This is a genomic window from Rhizobium esperanzae (assembly GCF_002204185.1).
Taxonomy (GTDB): Bacteria; Pseudomonadota; Alphaproteobacteria; order Rhizobiales; family Rhizobiaceae; genus Rhizobium; species Rhizobium esperanzae.
Window position 1 is genome coordinate 325,835 of the sequence record NZ_MXPU01000005.1, and the last position, 21,606, is coordinate 347,440.

The 21,606-nt window shown below is 60.6% G+C and carries 19 protein-coding genes; 7 read left to right on the forward strand and 12 right to left on the reverse strand.

The genetic code is table 11. From position 1 onward, the window contains the following. Positions 1-117: 117 nt before the first annotated feature. Positions 118-1,383 (forward strand): peptide antibiotic transporter SbmA, encoded by a 1,266-nt coding sequence (gene sbmA / locus B5E41_RS09955; protein ID WP_088393162.1) that lies wholly within the window; start codon positions 118-120, stop codon positions 1,381-1,383. A 223-nt stretch (positions 1,384-1,606) separates the two neighbouring features. Here sbmA and B5E41_RS09960 read toward each other — a convergent pair whose 3' ends face one another. After that, positions 1,607-2,596: a polysaccharide deacetylase family protein gene (locus tag B5E41_RS09960; RefSeq protein WP_088393164.1), complete on the reverse strand. Its 990-nt coding sequence runs from the start codon at positions 2,594-2,596 to the stop codon at positions 1,607-1,609. 121 nt (positions 2,597-2,717) lie between these two features. Here B5E41_RS09960 and B5E41_RS09965 point away from each other — a divergent pair, with 121 nt between their 5' ends. The 3 genes from B5E41_RS09965 to der all read left to right on the forward strand — a co-directional run bounded on the left by B5E41_RS09965 (position 2,718) and on the right by der (position 5,526). After that, entirely contained in the window at positions 2,718-3,302 is a 585-nt protein-coding gene (locus tag B5E41_RS09965; RefSeq protein WP_085860178.1) for an NnrU family protein, read from the forward strand. A 103-nt stretch (positions 3,303-3,405) separates the two neighbouring features. Then, positions 3,406-4,089 (forward strand): tetratricopeptide repeat protein, encoded by a 684-nt coding sequence (locus B5E41_RS09970; RefSeq protein WP_064811019.1) that lies wholly within the window; start codon positions 3,406-3,408, stop codon positions 4,087-4,089. 15 nt (positions 4,090-4,104) lie between these two features. Continuing rightward, positions 4,105-5,526 carry a ribosome biogenesis GTPase Der gene (gene der, locus B5E41_RS09975; RefSeq protein ID WP_088393166.1) on the forward strand — a complete coding sequence of 474 codons (1,422 nt, stop codon included), beginning with the start codon at positions 4,105-4,107 and terminating at the stop codon, positions 5,524-5,526. 273 nt (positions 5,527-5,799) lie between these two features. Here the strand turns inward: der and B5E41_RS09980 are convergent, their stop codons facing one another. Beyond that, the gene (locus B5E41_RS09980; protein ID WP_088393168.1) at positions 5,800-6,237 is read right to left on the reverse strand and encodes a MarR family winged helix-turn-helix transcriptional regulator; all 438 of its coding nucleotides are present in this window, start codon (positions 6,235-6,237) and stop codon (positions 5,800-5,802) included. 159 nt (positions 6,238-6,396) lie between these two features. Between B5E41_RS09980 and B5E41_RS09990 the strand changes: the two genes are divergently transcribed. Next, a complete protein-coding gene (locus tag B5E41_RS09990; RefSeq protein ID WP_088393172.1) occupies positions 6,397-7,410 on the forward strand; it encodes an alpha/beta hydrolase in 1,014 nt (337 codons plus the stop codon). A 67-nt stretch (positions 7,411-7,477) separates the two neighbouring features. Here B5E41_RS09990 and B5E41_RS09995 read toward each other — a convergent pair whose 3' ends face one another. Beyond that, on the reverse strand, positions 7,478-8,659 hold the full coding sequence (locus tag B5E41_RS09995) for a glycosyltransferase family 4 protein (RefSeq protein WP_088393174.1): 1,182 nt from the start codon (positions 8,657-8,659) through the stop codon (positions 7,478-7,480). A gap of 238 nt (positions 8,660-8,897) precedes the next feature. Further along, positions 8,898-9,938, reverse strand: coding sequence for a glutamine synthetase beta-grasp domain-containing protein (locus B5E41_RS10000; RefSeq protein WP_011426340.1), 1,041 nt, complete (start codon positions 9,936-9,938; stop codon positions 8,898-8,900). 431 nt (positions 9,939-10,369) lie between these two features. Between B5E41_RS10000 and gstI the strand changes: the two genes are divergently transcribed. After that, positions 10,370-10,561: a glutamine synthetase translation inhibitor GstI gene (gstI, locus tag B5E41_RS10005; protein WP_064804193.1), complete on the forward strand. Its 192-nt coding sequence runs from the start codon at positions 10,370-10,372 to the stop codon at positions 10,559-10,561. Positions 10,562-10,644: 83 nt separating this feature from the next. On the opposite strand, the gene B5E41_RS10010 is transcribed toward gstI, so the two are convergent. From B5E41_RS10010 to B5E41_RS10040, 7 genes are all read right to left on the reverse strand, one after another. Further along, complete coding sequence (locus B5E41_RS10010; RefSeq protein ID WP_280950616.1) at positions 10,645-11,568, reverse strand: sugar kinase; 924 nt, start codon at positions 11,566-11,568, stop codon at positions 10,645-10,647. A gap of 185 nt (positions 11,569-11,753) precedes the next feature. Next, positions 11,754-12,095, reverse strand: a complete 342-nt coding sequence (locus B5E41_RS10015; RefSeq protein ID WP_088393176.1) for a hypothetical protein — start codon at positions 12,093-12,095, stop codon at positions 11,754-11,756. Positions 12,096-12,272: 177 nt separating this feature from the next. Then, a complete protein-coding gene (locus tag B5E41_RS10020; RefSeq protein ID WP_088393178.1) occupies positions 12,273-13,259 on the reverse strand; it encodes an ABC transporter ATP-binding protein in 987 nt (328 codons plus the stop codon). After that, on the reverse strand, positions 13,252-14,253 hold the full coding sequence (locus B5E41_RS10025; RefSeq protein ID WP_088393180.1) for an ABC transporter ATP-binding protein: 1,002 nt from the start codon (positions 14,251-14,253) through the stop codon (positions 13,252-13,254). The genes B5E41_RS10020 and B5E41_RS10025 overlap by 8 nt, the downstream gene beginning before the upstream one ends. Before the next feature lies 1 nt (position 14,254). Further along, positions 14,255-15,172 carry an ABC transporter permease gene (locus B5E41_RS10030; RefSeq protein WP_088393182.1) on the reverse strand — a complete coding sequence of 306 codons (918 nt, stop codon included), beginning with the start codon at positions 15,170-15,172 and terminating at the stop codon, positions 14,255-14,257. After that, positions 15,169-16,092 (reverse strand): ABC transporter permease subunit, encoded by a 924-nt coding sequence (locus B5E41_RS10035; protein ID WP_088393184.1) that lies wholly within the window; start codon positions 16,090-16,092, stop codon positions 15,169-15,171. The genes B5E41_RS10030 and B5E41_RS10035 overlap by 4 nt, the downstream gene beginning before the upstream one ends. A gap of 48 nt (positions 16,093-16,140) precedes the next feature. Further along, positions 16,141-17,721, reverse strand: coding sequence for a peptide ABC transporter substrate-binding protein (locus B5E41_RS10040; protein ID WP_088393186.1), 1,581 nt, complete (start codon positions 17,719-17,721; stop codon positions 16,141-16,143). A gap of 287 nt (positions 17,722-18,008) precedes the next feature. On the opposite strand from B5E41_RS10040, the gene bglA reads away from it, so the two are divergent. Beyond that, the gene (bglA, locus tag B5E41_RS10045; RefSeq protein WP_088393188.1) at positions 18,009-19,730 is read left to right on the forward strand and encodes a beta-galactosidase BglA; all 1,722 of its coding nucleotides are present in this window, start codon (positions 18,009-18,011) and stop codon (positions 19,728-19,730) included. 22 nt (positions 19,731-19,752) lie between these two features. On the opposite strand, the gene ade is transcribed toward bglA, so the two are convergent. After that, positions 19,753-21,450 (reverse strand): adenine deaminase, encoded by a 1,698-nt coding sequence (ade, locus tag B5E41_RS10050; RefSeq protein WP_088393190.1) that lies wholly within the window; start codon positions 21,448-21,450, stop codon positions 19,753-19,755. Positions 21,451-21,606 lie beyond the last annotated feature (156 nt).

Sequence of the window (21,606 nt, forward strand, 5' to 3'; positions counted from 1 at the left end):
ACATCTGCGTAACAATCGGCCAAACCCATTGCTGCTTCCTTCGAACTGCCGTAGTTTCCGGCACAATCAGTGTTCCGACACTCCCGAGACTCACAGTTCAGGAAAGCAAAGCCCCCCGTGTTTCATTCCTTCTTTCCCCAGCCGAAACCTTTCTTCGTTTCGCTTGTCGTCTGGACGCTAATTTCAATATTGGGCTGGTATTTCTTCGCAGCCGGTCTCGGCGCGTCGCTCGGCTTTGCGCCAGTTCCGGAAGAGCAGCAGCCGATCGATCTTTCCTTCTTCTTGCTGCCCGAGAATATCTGGTTCTACAGCTATTTCTTTCTATCGGCGATCATCTTCTGCGGCGTATGGCATCTGAGGGCGCTGCACCATCCGTGGAAGCTGTGGTCGATCTGGGGTTCGGCGCTCATCATTTTCGTGACCTATTTCGGCGTGCAGATCACGGTCGTGATCAACAATTGGCGCCGCCCGTTCGGCGACCTTCTGCAGAATGCCCTGTCGAAGCAGCCGGGCATTTCAGTAGACAATTTCTATAACCTGATGTGGGTCTTCTGTCAGATCGCGTTCCTCAGCATGTTCGTGTCGATCATGACTGACTTCTTCACCAGCCACTACATCTTCCGCTGGCGCGCCGCGATGAACGATTTCTATATGTCGAAGTGGGAAAAGCTGCGGCACATCGAAGGCGCTTCGCAGCGCGTGCAGGAAGACACGATGCGTTTTTCGAGCACGCTCGAAGGTCTTGGCATCAGCCTCATCAATTCGGTGATGACGCTCGTGGTGTTCCTTCCGATCCTTCTGGCACTATCACATTATGTGACCGAGCTGCCGGTCATCGGACCGCTGGCGAATTCGCTCTTCTGGCTGGCGCTCTTCTGGTCGGCATTCGGCACGCTGCTCCTGGCGGTCGCCGGTATCAAGCTGCCGGGCCTGAACTTCCGCAATCAGCGCGTAGAAGCCGCCTATCGCAAGGAACTCGTCTACGGTGAGGACCATGCGGAGCGGGCGCAACCGCTGACGGTCAGGGAGCTTTTCAACAACGTTCGGCGGAACTATTTCCGCATGTATTTCCACTACATGTATTTCAATGTCGCCCGCTATTTCTACATTCAGGCGGACGCGCTTTTCGTGATCTTCATGCTGGTGCCGACGATCGTGGCCGGGACGATCACCTACGGTATCTTTCAGCAGATCTCGACCGCCTTCGGCCAAGTCAGCAACTCGTTCCAGTATCTGGTCAATTCCTGGACGACGATCATCGAGCTGCTGTCCATCCACAAGCGCCTCAAGGCCTTCGAGGCAGCCATCGACGACGAGCCGCTGCCTGCCATCGATCGGCACTATCTGGAGCGCGAGGCGGGTGTCGTGCATGCGGATGGTTGATGGGTAGGATTTGGCGGGCGAGGTGGTGCCGTGCGGCCCCCTCATCCGGCTGCCGCCACCTTCTCCCCGAGGGGAGAAGAGACCCGTGGCAATGCCTCGCCTTATCCATCGCTTGAGAGAATTTTCGTCGACTTTGCGATTCCCTCTTCTCCCCAGAGGGGAGAGCCCGTCAGGGCGGATGAGGGGGCCACACGGCACCGCCCCTCGTTCTCAAAAGCGTTCGTCAGAGCCCTGAGGTCTGCTCCAATTTCCCACGCGCCTTGATCATCGGTATGGCTTCGGAATAGCTGACACAGGCGACATCCGCCCGGTGGCAGACGTCGCTAACCAGGCGGTCGAGCGCGCGCCAGTAGGCGCCGCCGTTCATTTCCACGAAATGGAAGCCGAGCTGGAGGGGGATGCGGTCGCCGTTATATTGGCGGTCGAAAGCCTGGGAGAAGGCGGCGTAGGCGCGGTTTTCGAATGCCTTCGAATCCGCGCTGTCCTCCTCACCCTTGGAATGGCGGACGAAGAGATTGTAGTCCATGCCGATGATCGGCTTTTCGTTCGGACCCTCTGGGATCAGGGGAAGGCCGAAGCGGAGGATGCCGTCTTCTTCGACAGGCATGGCCGGCCCCTTGGTGACAAGGCTTGCATCATAGGTGAAGCCCGCCTTCTTCTCGGCGGCGATCATGTCGGCGCCCGCCGTCGCCGAGAGATAGGGAGCGCGAAAGCCCTTGATGCCGTGATCGACCAGATCCTGCCAGCCGGCGGGTTCATCGAGGCCGACGCTCTTCCAGGCGTTTTTCAGCGTCGTATGAAAGGTCGCGTATTCGGCCGACCAGTCGGCCTCGCTCCAGAGGCGCCCGTCGAAATGACCGCAGGCATGGCTCGATATGTCGTGGCCTTCGAGATGGGCATGCCAGATATTGCCGAGACGCTCGCGGATTTCGTTTTCGCTCTGGGCAAAGCCGACATTGGATTTTCCGCGTTTCTGGTGCGGCGCCTGATAGGCCTTCTTCGCCGCATCGTTCATCAGAAACGTACAGGAAAGGAAATAGGTGAAGTGGGCGCCGTTCCTGGCGGCCATCTCGCGGCTTTTCAGCCAGAGCGCATTATCGTGGGCGCCGTCGAAGGAGATAATGACAAGCTGCTTCGGCCGGTCGGCCGCCTCTGCCGCCGCGGGAAGAACGAGGGAGGCAAGCAGACAGGTGGCGAGGAGAGGACGAGACATGGGCACCGCGACAATTTGTTCGCGGTTTCCCTCCGATAGAATTGCGGCGAAGCTGCGGTCACAACTGGCATTTTTTCCCGCCAACCGCTAAGTCATGTCAAACTGCACGGAAGGGATCGCAATGGCACTGCTTATCGTCGGCATCATACTTTTTCTCGGGGTGCATCTGGTGCGGGTGGTGGCTCCGGATCTGCGCCGCTCGATGATCGCGCGCCTCGGCGAGAATGGCTGGCGGGCCGGGTATTCGGTTGCGAGCATCCTCACGCTGATCCTGTTGATCTATGGTTTCGGGCAGGCCCGGCAGGTGACCGGCATGCTCTACAATCCGCCGGTCTGGACGGCGCATATCGCAATCACGCTGATGCTGATCGCGATGATCTGTCTCGTCGCCTCGCTGCTGCCGGCGGGGCATATTGCGACCAAGACGAAACATCCGATGGTGCTGTCGGTGAAGATCTGGGCGCTGGCGCATCTGCTTGCCAATGGCGAGACGTCGTCGGTGCTGCTGTTTGCGGCGTTCCTTGCCTGGGGCGTGATCGTGCGCATTTCGCTCAAGCGCCGCGAGCGGGCGGGGGAAATCACGCTCCGGCCCTTCGTCTCGGCCAAGTACGACGTCTATGCCGCCGTTATTGGCATCGTCCTCTGGGCGCTGATCATCTGGAAGCTGCACGAATGGCTGATCGGCGTTTCGCCGCTCGCCATGTGACGAATCTTTCACATCCCCCTTACAACGGCGGCAAAATGGGGTAGAAGGCCGGAAATGTGCGTGTCATGCACATGCTATAGGTATTCCGCGGCCGGAGACGAGAATGGCATTCAACGACGACAGCTTCATCCGTGAAGTCAATGAGGAATTGCGGTCAGACCAGATGAAGGGCGTTTGGCGCCGGTTCGGCCGCTATATCATTGTCGTCGCCATTCTGATCGTTCTCGGCACCGCCGGCAAGGTTCTCTACGAATATTGGGACGATACCCGCTCCTCCGGCGCCGGCGACCAGTTTCTGGCGGCGATGAAGCTTGCCGACGAGAACAAGAACGACGAGGCGCTGGCCGCGCTTGAAAAGCTGGAGAAGGAAGGCCATGGCGCCTATCCGGTGCTGGCGCGCATGCGGGCGGCGACCGTCCAGGCGCAGAAGGGCGATGCTGCTGCTGCGATCGCCGCCTTCAACGAGATCGGCAAAGACAACAGCGTTCCGGCTGCCGTGCGTGATGTCGCCAAAATGCGCGCGGGCTGGCTGCTGATCGAGAACGGCTCTTATGAGCAGGTTTCGGCCGCGATCGAAGAAATGGCCGTGCCGAGTAACGCTTTCCGCCATTCGGCGCGCGAAGCACTCGGTCTGGCGGCCTACAAGGCCGACAACATGGCGCAAGCGCGGCAATGGTTCCAATCGATTGTCGACGACGCGGGCAGCCCGCGTCCTGTTGCCAATCGCGCGCAGATGATGCTTGATCTCATTACCGCATCCGGCAAGGCGCCCGCCGCGCAGGGCTGAGTTTAAGGAAAAAGAATGAGTTTCACGGTCGCCATCGTCGGTCGTCCGAATGTCGGCAAGTCGACGCTTTTCAACCGCCTGGTGGGCAAGAAGCTTGCGCTCGTCGACGATACACCAGGGGTCACCCGTGACCGCCGGCCGGGTGATGCGCGGCTGATGGGACTGACCTTTACGATTATCGACACGGCCGGTCTGGAGGAAGCCGACGAGGAAAGCCTGCAGGGCCGGATGCGCGCTCAGACCGAAGCGGCGATCGACGAGGCCGATCTTTCGCTTTTCGTCGTCGACGCCAAGAATGGGCTGACGCCCGTCGATACCGCTCTGGCCGAGATGTTACGCCGGCGCGGTAAGCCGGTGGTGCTCGTCGCCAACAAATCCGAGGCGCGCGGCTCCGACAGCGGCTTTTACGACGCCTATACGTTGGGATTGGGCGAGCCGACGCCGATTTCGGCCGAGCACGGGCAGGGCATGCTCGACCTGCGGGATGCGATCGTCGAGGCGATCGGCAAGGACCGGGCCTATGCCAAGGAGGATGTTGCCGTCACGGACGTCGATATTCCCCATTCGGCCGATGAGGGTGAGGACGAGGACGAAGAGCCGGCCTACGACGAGACCAAACCGCTCCGGGTGGCGATCGTTGGCCGGCCGAATGCAGGCAAATCGACGCTGATCAACCGCTTCCTGGGCGAGGATCGGCTGCTGACGGGCCCGGAGGCAGGCATTACCCGCGATTCCATTTCGGTGGAATGGGACTGGCGTGGCCGTACCATCAAGATGTTCGACACGGCCGGCATGCGCCGCAAGGCGCGAGTGACCGAGAAGCTGGAGAAGCTTTCGGTGGCGGATGCGCTGCGGGCCATCCGCTTCGCCGAAACCGTCGTCATCGTTTTCGATGCGACGATTCCCTTCGAGAAGCAGGACCTGCAGATCGTCGACCTTGTGCTGCGCGAGGGGCGTGCAGCCGTGCTTGCCTTCAACAAGTGGGACATGATCGAAGACCGCCAGGCGGTGCTTGCGGATCTGCGCGAAAAGACTGACCGGCTGCTGCCGCAGGCGCGCGGCATCCGCGCCGTGCCGATCTCCGGCCAGACCGGCTGGGGCCTCGACAAGCTGATGCAGTCGATCATCGATACCGACAGGGTCTGGAACAAGCGTATTTCGACGGCGCGGCTCAACCGCTGGCTGGAGACGCAGCAGATCCAGCATCCGCCACCGGCCGTTTCCGGCCGCCGCATCAAGCTGAAATACATGACGCAGGTCAAGGCCCGCCCGCCGGCCTTCATGATCTCCTGCACCCGCTCCGACGCCCTGCCGGAATCCTATACGCGCTACCTGATCAATGGGTTGCGTGCGGATTTCGACATGCCGAGCGTTCCGATCCGCATCCATTTCCGCTCGCCTGACAATCCGTACGAGTCGAAGAAGAAGCGGACGTAGGGCGCCTGTTGGCGTCTTGAGGAAGGTCCGTTTTGCGTTGTGCCTGGGACACCCCTGTGCCCAGCCCGTCCCGGCGTCGAGCCACGGGTCTCGACCGGTCCCTCGGACCCCCACAGGGGGGATGGACAAATGGCCCAAACTTCGCGCCTATCTACAGTTTCGTCGGACTGTGACGCTCGTTGTTCGAGAACCCATCGCGCCCAGCCGATCTCTGGGGGGCCCAGCTGGGCAGAGGAGGGTGCCACAGGCACGACCTATCACGATCGTCTGAACCTAAGCCACGCTTCCATTCAGCGCCTCGCGCAGCGCGACGATCTCAGCCCGCAGCCGAGTGAGATCCGTCGCATCGCGGCCGCTCGCTTCCACGATGCAGCCGGGAATGCCGATCGCTTTTTCCTTCAGGCGAATGCCCGCTGCACTCAGACGTATGACGACAACGCGTTCGTCCTCGGTGCTGCGTTCGCGCCTGATATAGCCGGCGATTTCCAGGCGCTTGAGCAGAGGGGTCAGCGTGCTCGATTCCAGGAACAGCCTTTCGCCGAGGCCGCCGACGGTCTGGGCGTCCTGCTCCCACAGCGCAACCATGGCCAAATATTGCGGATAGGTGAGGCCGAGTTCGTCGAGAAGCGGCTTGTAGACGCGGTTCAGCGCGTGGCTTGCCGTATAGACGGCGAAGCAGATGAAATTGTCGAGCTTCAGCTGATCCAGCATGGGGCACTCCGGAAATGAGCGAATTTATATCGTGCGATAAATAATTGAAAGCAATTTTTTTGCATGGCAGGCATGGTGAAATTTCTGTTGTTCAATAAACAATCGTGCGCGATATAAAAGCCGTGTCCGGGACGGGCACCGAAACGAGAGGACAAGACAATGTCGACCATCAAGACCGCAGTTTCCGCAGCAGCACTCCTGGCAGCTTCCGCCGTCGGCGCGCTCGCCGACCCGGTGCTCGAGCCGACAACGCAGAAGTTCATCGATAGCTTGGCCGGCGGCAAGCCGATCTACACGCTGTCACCTGCCGATGCCCGCAATGTGCTGGCGGGTGCGCAGAAGGGCGGTGTCAAGAAGCCGGCAGTCAAGGAGGAAGACAAGGTCATCAAATCAGGCCCGACCGGCAGCATCAAACTACGGATTGTCCGCCCTGAGCATGCCAAGGGCACGCTGCCGGTTATTCTCTATTTCCACGGCGGCGGCTGGGTGCTCGGCGATGCCGACACGCATGACCGGCTGGTGCGAGAGATCGCCAACGGCGCTGATGCCGCCGTTGTCTTCGTCGATTACGAACGCTCGCCGGAGGCCCGCTATCCCGTGGCTATCGAGCAGGCCTATGCCGCGACCAAATATGTCGCCGAGCATGCCAAGGAATTCAACGTCGACGCCAGTAGGCTCGCGGTCGCAGGTGACAGCGTCGGCGGGAACATGGCGGCGGTGGTGACGCTGCTTGCCAAGGAGCGCGGCGGCCCAGATATCGACCAACAGGTGCTGTTCTACCCTGTCACCGACGCCAATTTCGACAATGGTTCCTACAACCAGTTCGCCAACGGCCCTTGGCTGACAAAGGAAGCGATGAAGTGGTTTTGGAACGCCTATCTGCCTGATGAGGCGAAGCGCAAGGAACCGACGGCTTCGCCGCTGCAGGCATCGCTGGAGCAGCTCAACGGTTTGCCGCCGGCTCTCATCATCACCGATGAAAATGACGTTCTGCGCGATGAAGGCGAGGCCTACGGCCGTAAGCTCAGCCAGGCCGGCGTCAAAGTCACCTCGATCCGCTACAACGGCACGATCCACGACTTCGTGCTGCTGAATGCGATTACCGAAACGCCAGCCGTGCGTAGCGCAATCACGGTTGCAACCGACACGCTGCACAACGTCTTGCACAAGTAAGTCGATTGGAACTCTCTATTCGCGCAATTCCGGATGCAAACCCGCTCACAGTTTTGCTGGAATTGCGTCAATCCGAGGATGGGAGAGGCCCGGCGGTTTCGCCGGGCTTTCTGCTTCTTGGAAGCGACTTAGCGAATTGCCAAGCCTTTTTCCACTTGGGCGTGATGACGCCATTGGCAGCGCGAATATTGTTGATGAATTGCTGCGTTGCCGCTTCCCAGGAATATTGCATGGCAAGCTCACGCGCCTTGGTGCGCGAGGCGGCGAGAGCGGCCAGGCAGGCGGCCTGCAGGTCGGCGTCGAGTGCGCCGACCTCGCTGTCCTCGCCGATGATATCGAGCGGGCCGGTGACGGGGTAGGCGGCGACCGGAACGCCCGATGCCAAGGCTTCGAGAATGGTGTTGCCGAAGGTGTCGGTGAGCGAGGGGAAGACGAAGACATCGGCCTGGGCGTAGATTTTCGCCAGATTCTCGCCGAATTTGACGCCGGTGAAATGGACGTTCGGATAACGCTGCTCCAGTTCGGCGCGCGCCGGGCCATCGCCGACGACGACCTTGGAGCCCGGCAGCTCGAGATCGAGAAAGGCAGGCAGGTTCTTTTCCAGCGCCACGCGGCCGACGGTCATGAAAATCGGGCGAGGCAGGCCAAGGGGCTCCGGCTCAAGCGGCATCGGATGGAACTGTGTGGCGTCGATGCCGCGGGTCCAGGGCATCAGGTTCTTGATGCCTCTTGCGGACAATTCACGGGCAAGACTTGGCGTCGCGACCATGCAGCCGGCGCCGCCATTGTGGAACCAACGCACGAAGGCATAGAGCCAGCTCTCCGGGATCGGCAGGCGGGCGGAAACATATTCCGGAAAGCGTGTGTGATAGCTGGTGGAGAAAGGCATGCGCCTGCGCAGGCACCAGCGGCGGGCGGTCAATCCCAGCGGACCTTCAGTGGCGATATGCACATAGGTCGGATTGTGCTTTTCGATCTCTCGCGCGACACGTCGGTAATTGGCAATCGACAGCCGGATTTCCGGATAGGTCGGGCAGGGGATGCTGCGGAAACGCTCCGGGGTCACCATCGCAACCTCGACACCCATTTTCGCCAATTCGCGATTGGTGTTCTCGATCGAGCGGACGACCCCGTTGACCTGCGGATACCAGGCGTCGGTAACGATCACCAGCGTTTCCGGCAGGTTTCCGGCGGCTGCGGCATTGGCCCAGCTCTCGCCGCTGTAAGTATTTGCCGGACGTTGCAGCATGTCGCGATTTCCATCCGCGTTGCAGTGATCTGTCAACGCTCGACCCCAGAGCGGGGTTCCGGAACGGCGATTCCCGCTCTCCTATTTTGAGGCATGACCATGATGGAAATATTACAGCCGCTTGCCAGTGTTTTCAGGCTTTTAGCGGCTCGATCGCCGCGAATATGTCAGAGGCTGATCGCCGTTTCCAGGCAGAAAGAATGACGGCGCCGGTCGGGGACCGGCGCCGTTTGGGAGGTTAGGCGGCAGCGGAAGCCGAACCGGCGAGCGGAACTTCCGAGATCGTCTTCAGAACCTGCGAAGCGATCTGATAGGGGCAGCCCTGCGAGTTCGGGCGGCGATCTTCCAGATAGCCCTTGTAGTCGTTCTTGATGAAGGAGTGCGGCACGCGGATCGAAGCGCCGCGGTCAGCAACGCCGTAGGAGAACTTGTTCCACGGAGCGGTTTCGTGTTTGCCGGTCAGGCGCTTATCGTTGTCAGGACCGTAGACGTTGATGTGGTCCATGAGGTTCTTTTCGAACTGCGCCATCAGCGCTTCGAAGTAGGCCTTGCCGCCGACTTCGCGCATGTACTTGGTCGAGAAGTTGCAATGCATGCCCGAGCCGTTCCAGTCGGTGTCGCCGAGCGGCTTGCAGTGATATTCGATATCGATGCCGTATTTTTCGGTCAGACGCTGCAGCAGATAGCGTGCCATCCAGATCTGGTCGGCGGCCTTCTTGGAGCCCTTGCCGAAAATCTGGAATTCCCACTGGCCCTTGGCCACTTCGGCGTTGATGCCCTCGTGGTTGATGCCGGCAGCGAGGCAAAGATCGAGATGCTCTTCGACGATTTCGCGGGCGACGTCGCCGACATTAGAATAGCCGACGCCGGTGTAGTAGGGGCCCTGCGGAGCCGGATAACCCTGCTCGGGGAAGCCGAGCGGACGACCGTTCTGGTAGAAGAAATATTCCTGCTCGAAGCCGAACCAGGCATCTTCGTCGTCGAGGATGGTGGCGCGGGCGTTGCTCGGGTGCGGCGTGACGCCATCGGGCATCATGACTTCGCACATGACGAGCACGCCGTTGGTGCGGGCCGGGTCGGGATAGATGGCGACGGGCTTCAGTACGCAATCGGAGCTGCGGCCTTCGGCCTGCATGGTCGACGAGCCGTCGAAGCCCCAGAGCGGAAGCTGTTCCAGCGTTGGGAATGCGTCGAATTCCTTGATCTGCGTCTTGCCACGCAGGTTCGGTACCGGGGTGTACCCATCGAGCCAAATATACTCGAGCTTATATTTTGTCATCGTGACTCTCTCAATGCGACGAAGGTGAGCAAACCCGGAGACGATCTGGGCGCGCAAACGCATCCGACCGCCAGGGGATGCACCTATCGAAGCACGTAGCGTGCCAGTTTGATTGCCGACAAAAGAAAAATCTTAAATCGGCTGGTCGATCCGCACTTTTCCCTTTCTCGAAAGAAGCCCGTTTGAACGATCGAAGGCTGATTCATCAGGAGGATAAAGAGGTTTCTTGCCTCGGAACCGGATGAAAATTTGGGCGTTAGTTCGAAATGGTGAAGTGTTGAACAAATAGGCGGAAGCTTCAGTCGTAGCCAGCATATGGATCAATCATAGTTACCTCATGCATATATTTTGTGCAATTTGCATAAAGTATGTGCATCATGCTATGGTCGCAGTCCTGTTATCGATGCACCGAACGGAATGGAGGCGATCTCATGCCCACCGGTTTCCATCGTGAATCCGCGACGATCTACCAGTTTCCCGTCAAGCCGACGCGGGCTGCAAACCGATTCGAACGCGCCAGGCTGATGGAGCGCGAGGCTGCTGATGTCTGCGACGCCGCTCTCGACAGCTGCTGGTATCACGACGAGGCGGTTCGCGAGACGGATCGGCCGACGAAGTCCTGATTTTTAGGCCCTTGACGGGGAAGAATGCCGATAAGGCGGGAGCGCCCGCGCATGGCATACGTGCGCGGTGGTCATGCGGGGGTTCAGCGATCGCTCAACCCGAGTTTTTCTCTTGCAACCAACGCGCCATGCTCGCTGACGACGCGAGCCGCCACGCCTGCGGCGAAGCGGGCGGCTGCCGGCGCGTCCTGACTCTCAAGATATCGTGCGAGGAAGGCACCATTGAAACTGTCGCCGGCGCTGGTGGTGTCGACGACCTTCTTGACCTTTTCGGCCGGAACGAAGGTCTCCTCGCCGCCGAAGTTCAAGTTGACACCGTCCGCGCCATTCTTGACCACGATATTGAGAGCGCCCAGCGCGCGGTAGCGATGAATGGTCGCCTCGATGGAATCATCGCCGAAATGAGCGGCCTCGTCGTCAAAGCTCGGCATGACGAGCACGGAGGAGCGAGCGCCTTCGCTGATCGTCGTATGCATGACATCGTAGCTCGACCACAGGCGGGGACGGATGTTCGGGTCGAACACCACGAGCTTGCCGGCTGCCTTGGCGCGGCGGATTTCGGAGAGCAGCGTTGCGGCATCCTCCTGCGGCAGGATGGCAAGGGTGATGCCGGAGAAATAGACGAGATCCGCGCTTTCCACCGCCTCACGCAGATGATCCGGATCGGCTGCCAGGCTGCGGGCGGCCGAACTGTCGCGCCAATAGCTGAAGGAGCGTTCGCCGTTCTTCAGGTTAATCATGTAGAGGCCCGGCGTCTTGCCCTTGATGCGGCGGATGAGGTTCGTGCCGATACCCGCCCCGGCGATAAAGGCAGCCATCTCGTCCGACATGGCGTCGTCACCGAGCGCGGTGAAATAATCGACCGACCAATCGGGGCCGAGGCAGGCGCGGGCATACCAGGCGGTATTGAAGGTATCGCCGGCAAAGCCCTTGCGCAGCAGGCCGTCGCCGGCATGCGAGAGCTCCACCATGCATTCACCGATCGACAGAAACCGTCTTTCGTTCACCTTGTCCTCCCGGCATTGGAGCGCCGCTGATGCAACAGGCCGCTCTATCACTTTGAATTAACGCTTCATCCGCTGATACGCGGAGCCGGGCAGAGTGACAAGCGTCGATATTGCGAGCGCCATTGCGACAAGGAACTGAAAGCCGCCTTCGCGGTCAAGCGAAGGCGGGCGAGCGCGAAGGGTGTTTATTCGTGGATGGTATAGCTGCCGAGCTCGCAAAGATCCTGCGTGTCTTCGGTGGTGTCGAGGTCCGAGTCTTCGTCGAATTCGAAGCGCATGTCGTATTTGCAGACGGTGCGGCCGTCGGCAATGGTGATGTTCACGGTCTCGCCCGGATTGAGGACATCCTCGCCGAACACGTCTTCTTCCCAGCTGTTGACGCCTGTCGGCGAGCTGTAGAAGCGCGTCAGGACGGACTTGGTCCCGTTGGTGAGCTGGAATTTCAGATCTTCGGCATGTGACGATACGGCGGAGGTGGCGATAATCGCGGCGGCAAGCGCGATCAATCCGGACAGTTTCGATTTCATATATGCGGTTCCCCAAGCCCATGATTAGGCGGAGAAAGGCATAGCATATCCGCATCTAAATCTTTCTTAGCGGAGACTATAGATTTCGGAAGTAACTGTGTTTTGGCCTTTTCGCCGCGAAGGGACGTGACAGGCGCTTGGAAAAGCGAAGGCCGCTTCATGCGGCCCTCGTTCCATTCACGGCCTGTCCATATGATAGCAGGCGGCCTTCTGGCCGGGCCGGACTTCCTCGGTCGGCGGCATTTCGGTGCGGCAGATGTCGGTCGCCTTCCAGCAGCGGGGAGAGAAGACGCAGCCCTTCGGCGGGTTGAGCGGCGAGGGCGGATCCCCCTGCAGGCGGATGCGGGTGCGCAGGCGCGCAAGCTTCGGATCCGGGATCGGCGCCGCGGAAAAGAGGGCCTGGGTATAGGGATGGGCGGGATGATCGAAGACGGTGGCGCAGTCGCCTGATTCCACCACGCGGCCGAGGTAGAGCACCAGCACATCGTCGGAGATCAGGCGCACGACGGAGAGGTCGTGGCTGATGAAGATCAGCGTCAGGCCGAATTCCTTTCGCAGCCTGCGCAGGAGCGTAATGACCTGACCTTGGATCGAAACGTCGAGAGCCGAAACCGGCTCGTCGCAGACGATGAGCTTCGGTTTGGTGACGATCGCCCGCGCTATCCCGATGCGTTGCGCCTGGCCGCCGGAGAATTCGTGCGGATAGCGGTTGATCATCTCAGGCACCAGACCGACGGCGCTCATGATTTCGCGCACGCGCTGGGTACGCTCGGCCTTCGAAAGCTTCTTTTCGAAGACGGTCAGCGGCTCGGCGATGATGTCTCCAACCGTCATGCGCGGGTCGAGCGAGGCGATCGGATCCTGGAAGATGATCTGCATGTCGCGTCGCGCGGCACGCATTTCCTCCTCTGTGAGGTCGAGAAGATTGCGTCCCTGCCAGAGGATGCGGCCCTTCTGCGATTTCAACAGCCGCAGGATCGAACGGCCGAGCGTGGATTTGCCGCAGCCGGATTCGCCGACGACTCCGAGTGTGCGGCCTTCGGCGAGATCGAAGCTGACATTGTTGACGGCGGTAAGGAAGACCGGCGGCTTGAAGAGCCCTTTCGCCGGCAGTTCGAACTGGGTGGTGAGGTTTTCGACCCTCAGCAGCGATCGATCAGCCATGGTTCAGCAACTCCTCACGGCGCGGGAACGGGTGGTAACAGGCCGCACAGTGGCGCGGTGCCAACGGTTCGAGGGGAGGCGGACGGTCGATGCAATCGTCCTGGACCTGCGAACAGCGCGGCGAGAAATTGCACCCCTTCGGCAGGTGCTGCAGGTTCGGCGGGCGGCCGGGGATGACGACGAGGTGGTCGACATCCTGGTCCGGGCGCGGGATAGAGGCATGCAGCGCCGCCGTATAGGGATGGGCGGGACTATCGAAGAGTTCGTCGACAGGCGCCTCCTCGACAATGCGGCCGGCATACATGACGGCGACGCGGTCGGCGAGGCCGGCAACGACGCCGAGATCGTGGGTGATCATAATGAGCGCTGTGTTCATCTCCGCTGTCAGATCGTTGAAGAGATCGAGGATCTGCGCCTGGATGGTGACGTCGAGCGCCGTCGTCGGCTCGTCGGCAATCAGGAGCTTCGGCTTGGTGAGCAGCGCCATGGCGATGACGATGCGCTGGCGCATGCCGCCTGACAGTTCGTGCGGATAAAGGTGGAAGCGCCGCGTCGGGTCTGGGATGCCGACGCGTTTGAGCATGTCGAGGGCAGCGTCGGATGCGGCGCGCGCCGTCAGGCCGCGGTGGACCTCCAGTTGTTCCGTCAACTGCCGGGAAATCTTCAGTGACGGGTTCAGCGCTGTCATCGGGTCCTGGAAGACCATCGCCATGTCCTTGCCGCGGATCTGGTCGAGCTCGCGCGGCTTCAACGCCAGCACGTCCTTGCCTTCGAGCAGCGCCTGTCCCGTCGTCCTGCCGTTCTTGGCAAGCAGGCCCATGATGCCGAGGAAGGTCTGGCTCTTGCCGGAGCCGGACTCGCCGACGATGGCGATGCGCTCGCCGCGCCGGACGGTGAGGTTCATGTTGGACACCGCCTTCACGTCGCCGTCTGGGGTCGCAAAGGTGATCGAGTAATCCTTGAGTTCGAGGAGGATGTCTTTTTCTTGGAGCATTCTATCGATCCTTCGGGTCGAACGCGTCGCGCAGGCCGTCGCCGATGAAGAGCAGGCTGAGCAGCAGGGCGACGAGGAAGCTGGCCGGGAAGATCAGCAGCCAGGGCATGCTTTCCATGGCGTCGGTCCCTTCCGCGATCAGCGTGCCGAGCGAGGTCAGCGGTTCCTGCACGCCGAAGCCGAGATAGGAGAGGAAGCTTTCGGTGGCGATGATTTCAGGCACGGTCAGCGCCGCGAAGATGACGACGGGGCCGACGAGGTTCGGGATGATGTGCTTGACGATGATCTTGAACGGCCGCTGCCCGGAGGCGCGCGCCGCTTCGATGAATTCGCGATGCTTGATCGACAGCGTCTGGCCGCGCACGATGCGGGCCATGGTCAGCCATTCCAGCGCGCCGATCGCGGCAAAGAGCAGGTAGACGTTGCGGCCGAAGATCACCATCAGCAGGATGACGAAAAGGATATAGGGAAGCGCGTACATGATGTCGACGAAACGCATCATGATCGCATCCAGCCTGCCGCCGATATAGCCTGAGACCGCGCCATAGAGCACCCCGATGACGACCGAGACGACGGTTGCCGTCAGCGCCACGGCCAGCGAGACGCGGGTGCCGTAGAGCACCCGGGCGAGAAGGTCGCGGCCGTTCGGGTCGGTGCCGAAATAATGGCCGGTCTCGATCGAGGGCGGGATGCGGAAGGCCGCCCAATCCGGGTCCTCGTAGTTGAAGGGAATGAACCAGGGGCCGAGGAAGGCGGCGAGGATCAGGAGCCCCAGGACGGCGATCGAGAGCACGGCGGCCTTGTTGCGCGCCAGGCGACGGAGCGCATCCCTGGTCAGCGAACGGCCTTCGGGCGCCAGACCTTCCGCCTCCAGAAGTTCCTGGGCGAGCAGCTCGCGTTTTGCGGGGTTGAGGATCATCGGTTTCTCACTTTCGGATCGAGCCACGCATAGGCGATATCGACGAGAAGGTTCAGGAACACGATCAGCACCATATAGAAGATGACCGTACCGAGAACCATGCCGTAATCGCGGTTCAACGCCGCATTGACGAAGTAGCGGCCGATGCCGGGCAATCCGAAGATGCTCTCGACAACCAGCGAGCCGGTGAGAAGGTAGCTTGCTGCCGGTCCGAGATAGGAGACGACAGGCATCAGCGCAGGCTTTAGCGCGTGGCGCATCACCGTCAGCCGCGGGCCGATGCCCTTGGCCTTGGCAGTGCGGATGAAGTTCTGGTTCATCACTTCGATCATCGAGCCGCGGGTTATGCGCGAGATGCGCCCGGCATGGGGCAGGGCCAGAACGACGATCGGCAGGACAAGGAATTTGAGCGAGCCGTCACCCCAGCCGCCAACCGGAAACCAGGCGAGATGGATGCCGAAGATCAATTGCAGGATCGGCGCGATCAGGAAGTTCGGCAGCACGACGCCGATCAGGATGAGGCTGCCGAGAATGTAATCCGGCGCCTTGTTCTGATAGAGCGCCCCGAGACAGCCGACGGTCACGCCGACGATGATGGCAATCAGAAAGGCGGCCGTGCCGATGGTGAAGGTGTAGGGCAGGCCGATCATGATCTGCTGAGCGACGCTGAAATCCTCGCTGGAGAAGGAGGGGCCGAGATCGCCCTTGAGCAGATCTCCGACGTAGAGCAGGTATTGCTGGATCAGCGGCTTGTCGAGATTGTAGTGGGCCGCGAGATTTTTGAGAATGACCGGCGGCAATGGCCTTTCGCCATCGAAGGGGCCGCCGGGAGCGAGGCGCAGGACGAAAAACGAGGCTGTTACGGCGATCCACATGACGGGGATCGTCGACAGCAGGCGACGGAGAGCGTATTTGATCATGGTCGTGGGCCGGTCCTTCCCGCAGTGTGCGGGAAGGACCGTTTTCCCTTACTCTTTGATCGACAGCCAGCGCGTGCGGTGGATGTCCTGAATGTTGTCGACGAAGCCTTCGATCTTCGGCGAAACGACGTTCTTCGAGACATAGTAGTAGATCGGCAGGGCGGCGGATTCATCCAGCGCCAGCTGCTCGGCCTTCTTGAAGATTTCGGCGCGCTTCTTCAGGTCCGTCTCGGCGTTGCCGTCCTTGATCATCTTGTCGTAATCGGGATTCGACCAGCGGCCGTAGTTCATCTGGACGCCAGTCACCAGCAGGTTCAGGAAGTTGTCCGGGTCATTGTAATCGGCGAGCCAGCCGGCACGGCCGATTTCCACCTGGCCGCGCTGCATCTGGTCGTAATGCACCTTGGTTTCGGCGTTGACGAGCTCGACATCGACGCCGAGCGGCTTCCACATCGACGCGATCGCGACGGCGATGCGCTTGTGATTGTCATTGGTATTGTAGCTGAGGACCGCGTGGAGCGGCTTATCTGGGCCGAATCCGGCGTCGGCAAGCAGCTTCTTGGCCTCGGCGACCTTGTCCTTGTAAGGCAGGTCCTTCCAGCTGACATAGGCCGGCTCGCCGTAATTGGCCGTGCCTGGCGGAACCCAGGAATAGGCCGGCAGTTCGCCGGTGCCGAGGATCTGCGGGCCGATCACTTCGCGGTTGATCGCCATGGAGAGAGCCTGGCGGACGCGCTTGTCGCTGAAGGGCGGCTTCTGCGAATTGACGACATAATAATAGAGGCCTGAGAAGGGCGCGACATGCGCCTGGCCCGGCAGGTTCTTCTTCATCCATTCGTACTGGTCGGTCGGGAAATCGGTGAGGATGTCGAATTCGCCGGCGCGGTAACGTTTCAGTGCGGCTTCCTGATCTTCGAGCACGAAGAACTTGGCGCCGTCGATCTTCAGGTCCTTGGTGCCGTACCACTGGTCGTTCTTGACTGTTGTGACGTGCGAGCCTGGAACCCATTCGACTGGCTTATAGGGGCCGTTAGTGACGATGTTGCCGATCTTGACCCAATCCTGGCCTTTCGCCTCGACGACATGCTTCGGCAGCGGATAGGCCGTGTAGTGCATCAGCGCGTTGAGGAAGTAAGGCGTCGGATTTTCCAGGGTGATTTCGAGTGTCTTGTCGTCGATCGCCTTGACGCCGAGCTGGCTGAGATCAGTGATCTCGCCCTTGTTGATCTTTTCGGCGTTCTTGATGGTGAACTGCAGATAGGCGTAGTCGGCGGCGTTTTTCGGGTCGACGAGGCGCTGGAAGGCGAAGACGAAGTCTCCTGCCGTTACCGGCTGGCCATCGGACCACTTGATGCCGTCGCGGAGCTTGAACGTGTAGACCTTGCCGTCAGGCGAAATAGTCCAGCTTTCGGCCTGGCCAGGGACCGGATTGTCCTTGGCGTCCTCGGTGACGAGGCCTTCGAAAATGTCGCCGGCAATACGATTCTCCCAGTCGCCGGAAAGTTTCTGCGGATCGAGCGATTGAGGATCGCCACCATTGTGGATGTTGAGCGTCGCCGCGTGCGCCGAAAACGCCAGCAATGTGCCAAGCATTGCGGAGGCGAGAAATTTTTTCGTGAACTGGTTCATTGATGGGTCCACCTTTCTAGGCTTTGCGCCTTTATTAGACATTTGTTCCCGGTTTTCGACCTCTTACGTGCAGGTCAGTGCGCACCTTATCGCAAAGGCTTTGCGTTGCAACCCCAAATCCGGAGCCTGGTTTGCGGTTGTGGACAAGCCTATATACGGCTCCCTCTTGTCGGATCGCGACGAAGCGTCGCGGCGGTTTCGGCTCCAATCATAACGGCTTCACGAGGTTGTCTTTTGTTGCGTCCGCTTTAGTGTGTCGAGCGCAAACGAGGCAGGAGAGGTAGCCGATGGCATTGCAGGCAGGCGGAAATGCGGACTGGTGGCGCGGAGCGGTGATCTATCAGGTCTACCCGCGCTCGTTTCAGGACACCAACAGTGATGGGCTCGGCGATCTCAAAGGGATCACCCGCCGGCTGCCGCATATCGCCAGCCTCGGCGTCGATGCGATCTGGCTTTCACCCTTCTTCAAGTCTCCCATGGCCGACATGGGTTACGACGTTTCCGATTATTGCGACGTCGATCCGATCTTCGGGACGCTCGCCGATTTCGACGAGATGATGGCCGAGGCGCACAGGCTCGGCATCAAAGTCATCATCGACCAGGTGATCTCGCACACTTCCGACCGACATCCATGGTTCGTCGAGAGCCGGGCGAGCCGGAGCAATCCGAAGGCGGACTGGTATGTCTGGGCCGATCCGAAGCCCGATGGGACGGCGCCGAATAACTGGCTGTCGATCTTCGGCGGCCCTGGTTGGGAATGGGACGGCGTGCGCCGGCAATATTACCAGCACAATTTCCTGACTTCGCAGCCTGATCTCAATTTCCACAGCGCAGAAGTGCAGGAGGCGGTGCTGGAGACGGTGAAGTTCTGGCTCGACCGCGGTGTCGACGGCTTCAGGCTGGACACAGTCAACTATTATTTCTGCGACAGAGAGCTCAGAAACAATCCGCCGCACGAGCCCGATACCAGTGATGGGGGCCTCGATGCGCCCGACACCAATCCTTACGGCATGCAGAACCATCTCTACGACAAGACGCAGCCGGAAAATATCGGCTTCCTCAAGCGCTTTCGAGCGCTGCTCGACCGCTATGAAGATCGCACGACCGTCGGCGAAGTCGGTGACGGTGCTCGCTCGCTGAAGACGGTGGCCGCCTATACAAGCGGCGATGACAAGCTGCACATGTGTTACACCTTCGATCTGCTGGGGCCTGATTTCACCGCCGCGCATATCCGCGGCTGCGTTGAGGCCTTCCAGAAATCGGTGACCGACGGTTGGGTCTGCTGGGCTTTCTCCAATCATGACGTCATGCGCCATGTCAGCCGGTTCGCACTTGCTGAGGAGGAGCGGCCGGTTATCGCCAAGCTCGCGATCTCCGTACTTGCGGCGCTGCGCGGTTCAATCTGCCTTTATCAGGGCGAAGAGCTCGGACTGCCGGAAGCGGAGCTTGCCTTCGAGGATTTACGCGATCCCTATGGCATCCGCTTCTGGCCGGCCTTCAAGGGCCGCGACGGATGCCGCACGCCGATGCCCTGGGAGGCCGGCAAGGCGCATGCGGGCTTCACTTCGGCTGAAAAGAGCTGGCTGCCGGTGCCTTACGAGCAGGCTGCGCTTTCCGTGGATACGCAGGAGGATAGCGACAGCTCGGTGCTGCACCACTACCGCCGGACGCTCGCCTTCCGGAAGAGCCACCCTGCACTGATCGACGGCGAGATGACCTTTATCGGCACCAATCAGGACCTGCTGGCCTTCACCCGCGAAAAGGACGGAGAGAAACTGCTGTTCGTTTTCAACCTGACGCGCAAACCGGCGGAATTCCGCCTGCCTGACGGCATGGTATTCGGAGAGCCCTTGGCCATGCCGGGCTACGAGGCTGTGGACGATGCCGGAACGGTGACGCTTGCGGCGCTGGACGGGTTTTGTGCGCGCGTTGGTGGCCTCTCGACGCTGCTCGGGAAGGTGCCCGTTGCGAAACCCGTCGAGGGTGAATTGCCGGAGGCCTGGCAGTAAGCACTCCGAACCCCGGCGCTACTCACCCGATCAGCGCGAACTTGTCCACGTCAACTATACCGCGGTCGGAAATCTTCAGGTGCGGGATGACGGGCAGCGGCAGGAAGGCCAGTTGGAGGAAGGGCTCTTGCAGCGTGGCGCCGAGTGCCAAGGCGGCCTGGCGCAGATGGTGCAGCGTGTCGCGCACTGTCTCGTAAGGCTCGATGCTCATCAGGCCGGCGACGGGCAGCGCGATTTCGCCGGTGATCTTGCCGTGCTCAACGACGACGAAGCCGCCCTTGATCTCTCCGAGGCGATTTGCGGCGCGCGCCATGTCATCCTCATTGACCCCGACGACGCAGATATTGTGACTGTCATGGCCAACGGTGGAGGCGATCGCACCCTTCTTCAGGCCGAAGCCCTGGACGAAGCCATTAGCGTGATTGCCATTCTTGCCGTGGCGCTCGATGACGGCGACCTTGATGATGTCGTTGGTTAGATCGACCGTTGTCTCATTACCCTTGGCCGGCAAGCGGTAGCGGCGGTGCTCGGTGATGATCTTGCCCGGCATGACGCCGATGACCGATGTTTCGCCCTCGGCGACCGGCACTCCAAAATGGGCGGCATTGACCGGCCGAGCCTTGACGCTGTCGAGACCGATCGGGGCGACCGGTTTGCGGGTGGCAAAAAGTGCGTCGGTGACACGGCGGCCGGCGGAAAAAACCATCTCGGCACGGCAGCTTTGCAGGCTGTCGAGAACGACGAGATCGGCGCGCCAGCCCGGCGCCACCAGGCCGCGGTCTCTAAGGCCGAAGGCGCGGGCGGCAGAGATCGAGGCGGCGCGGTAGATGGCGAGCGGCTCGACGCCGCTGGCGATCGAAGTGCGAATCATATGATCGAGATGGCCCTGTTCGGCGATATCGAGCGGATTGCGGTCGTCGGTGCAGAGCGCGAGGTAAGGTGAAAGCCGCTCGGTGATGATGGGGATCAGCGCGGCGAGGTCCTTGGAGACCGAGCCCTCGCGCACCAGGATGTGCATGCCCTTGCGAATCTTTTCCAGCGCCTCGGTGGCGCTCGTGCACTCATGCTCAGTGCGGATGCCGGCCGAAAGATAGCCGTTGAGGTCGTTGCCGGAAAGAAGCGGCGCGTGGCCATCGATATGGCCGCCCTGGAAGGCGTCGAGCTTGGCCATGCAGACAGGATCCTTGTGAATCACGCCGGGGAAATTCATGAACTCGGCAAGGCCGATCACCTTGGGATGATCGCGGAAGGGCAGCAGGCGCTCGATCGGCAAGTCGGCGCCCGCAGTTTCAAGATGCGTTGCCGGCACGCAGGAAGAGAGCTGGATGCGGATGTCCATGATCGTCTCCAGCGCGGACTCGAGGAAGAATTCGATGCCCTCGGTACCGAGCACATTGGCGATCTCGTGCGGATCGCAGATGGCGGTGGTGACGCCATAGGGCAAGACGCAGCGATCGAATTCATGCGGCGTCACCAGGGAGGATTCGATGTGCAGATGTGTGTCGATGAAGCCGGGAACGACTGTTCTGCCAGATATATCGATCTCGGTCTCGCCCCTATAGTCGCCTGAAGTCCCGACGATGCGGTCGGCGCCGATGGCGATGTCGGAGCGGACGATTTCGCCGGTGACGAGATCAAAGAAGCTGCCGCCCTTTAGCACGATGTCGGCGGGGATACGGCCTACACCCTGGTCGATGAGACGTTCGAGCTTGGTGGTCATGGTCTACCTCTTCGACTGGTTTCTGCTGCTGTGATAAGCGCGGAAAAACTCTTGGTTATATTTCGGGCCGCTTCCGACTTGACCGTGGCAATGCTAGTGAAGCCAGAATACAGATGCTAATTCCCAACTCAAGGTCATGATATGAAAGCAATTATT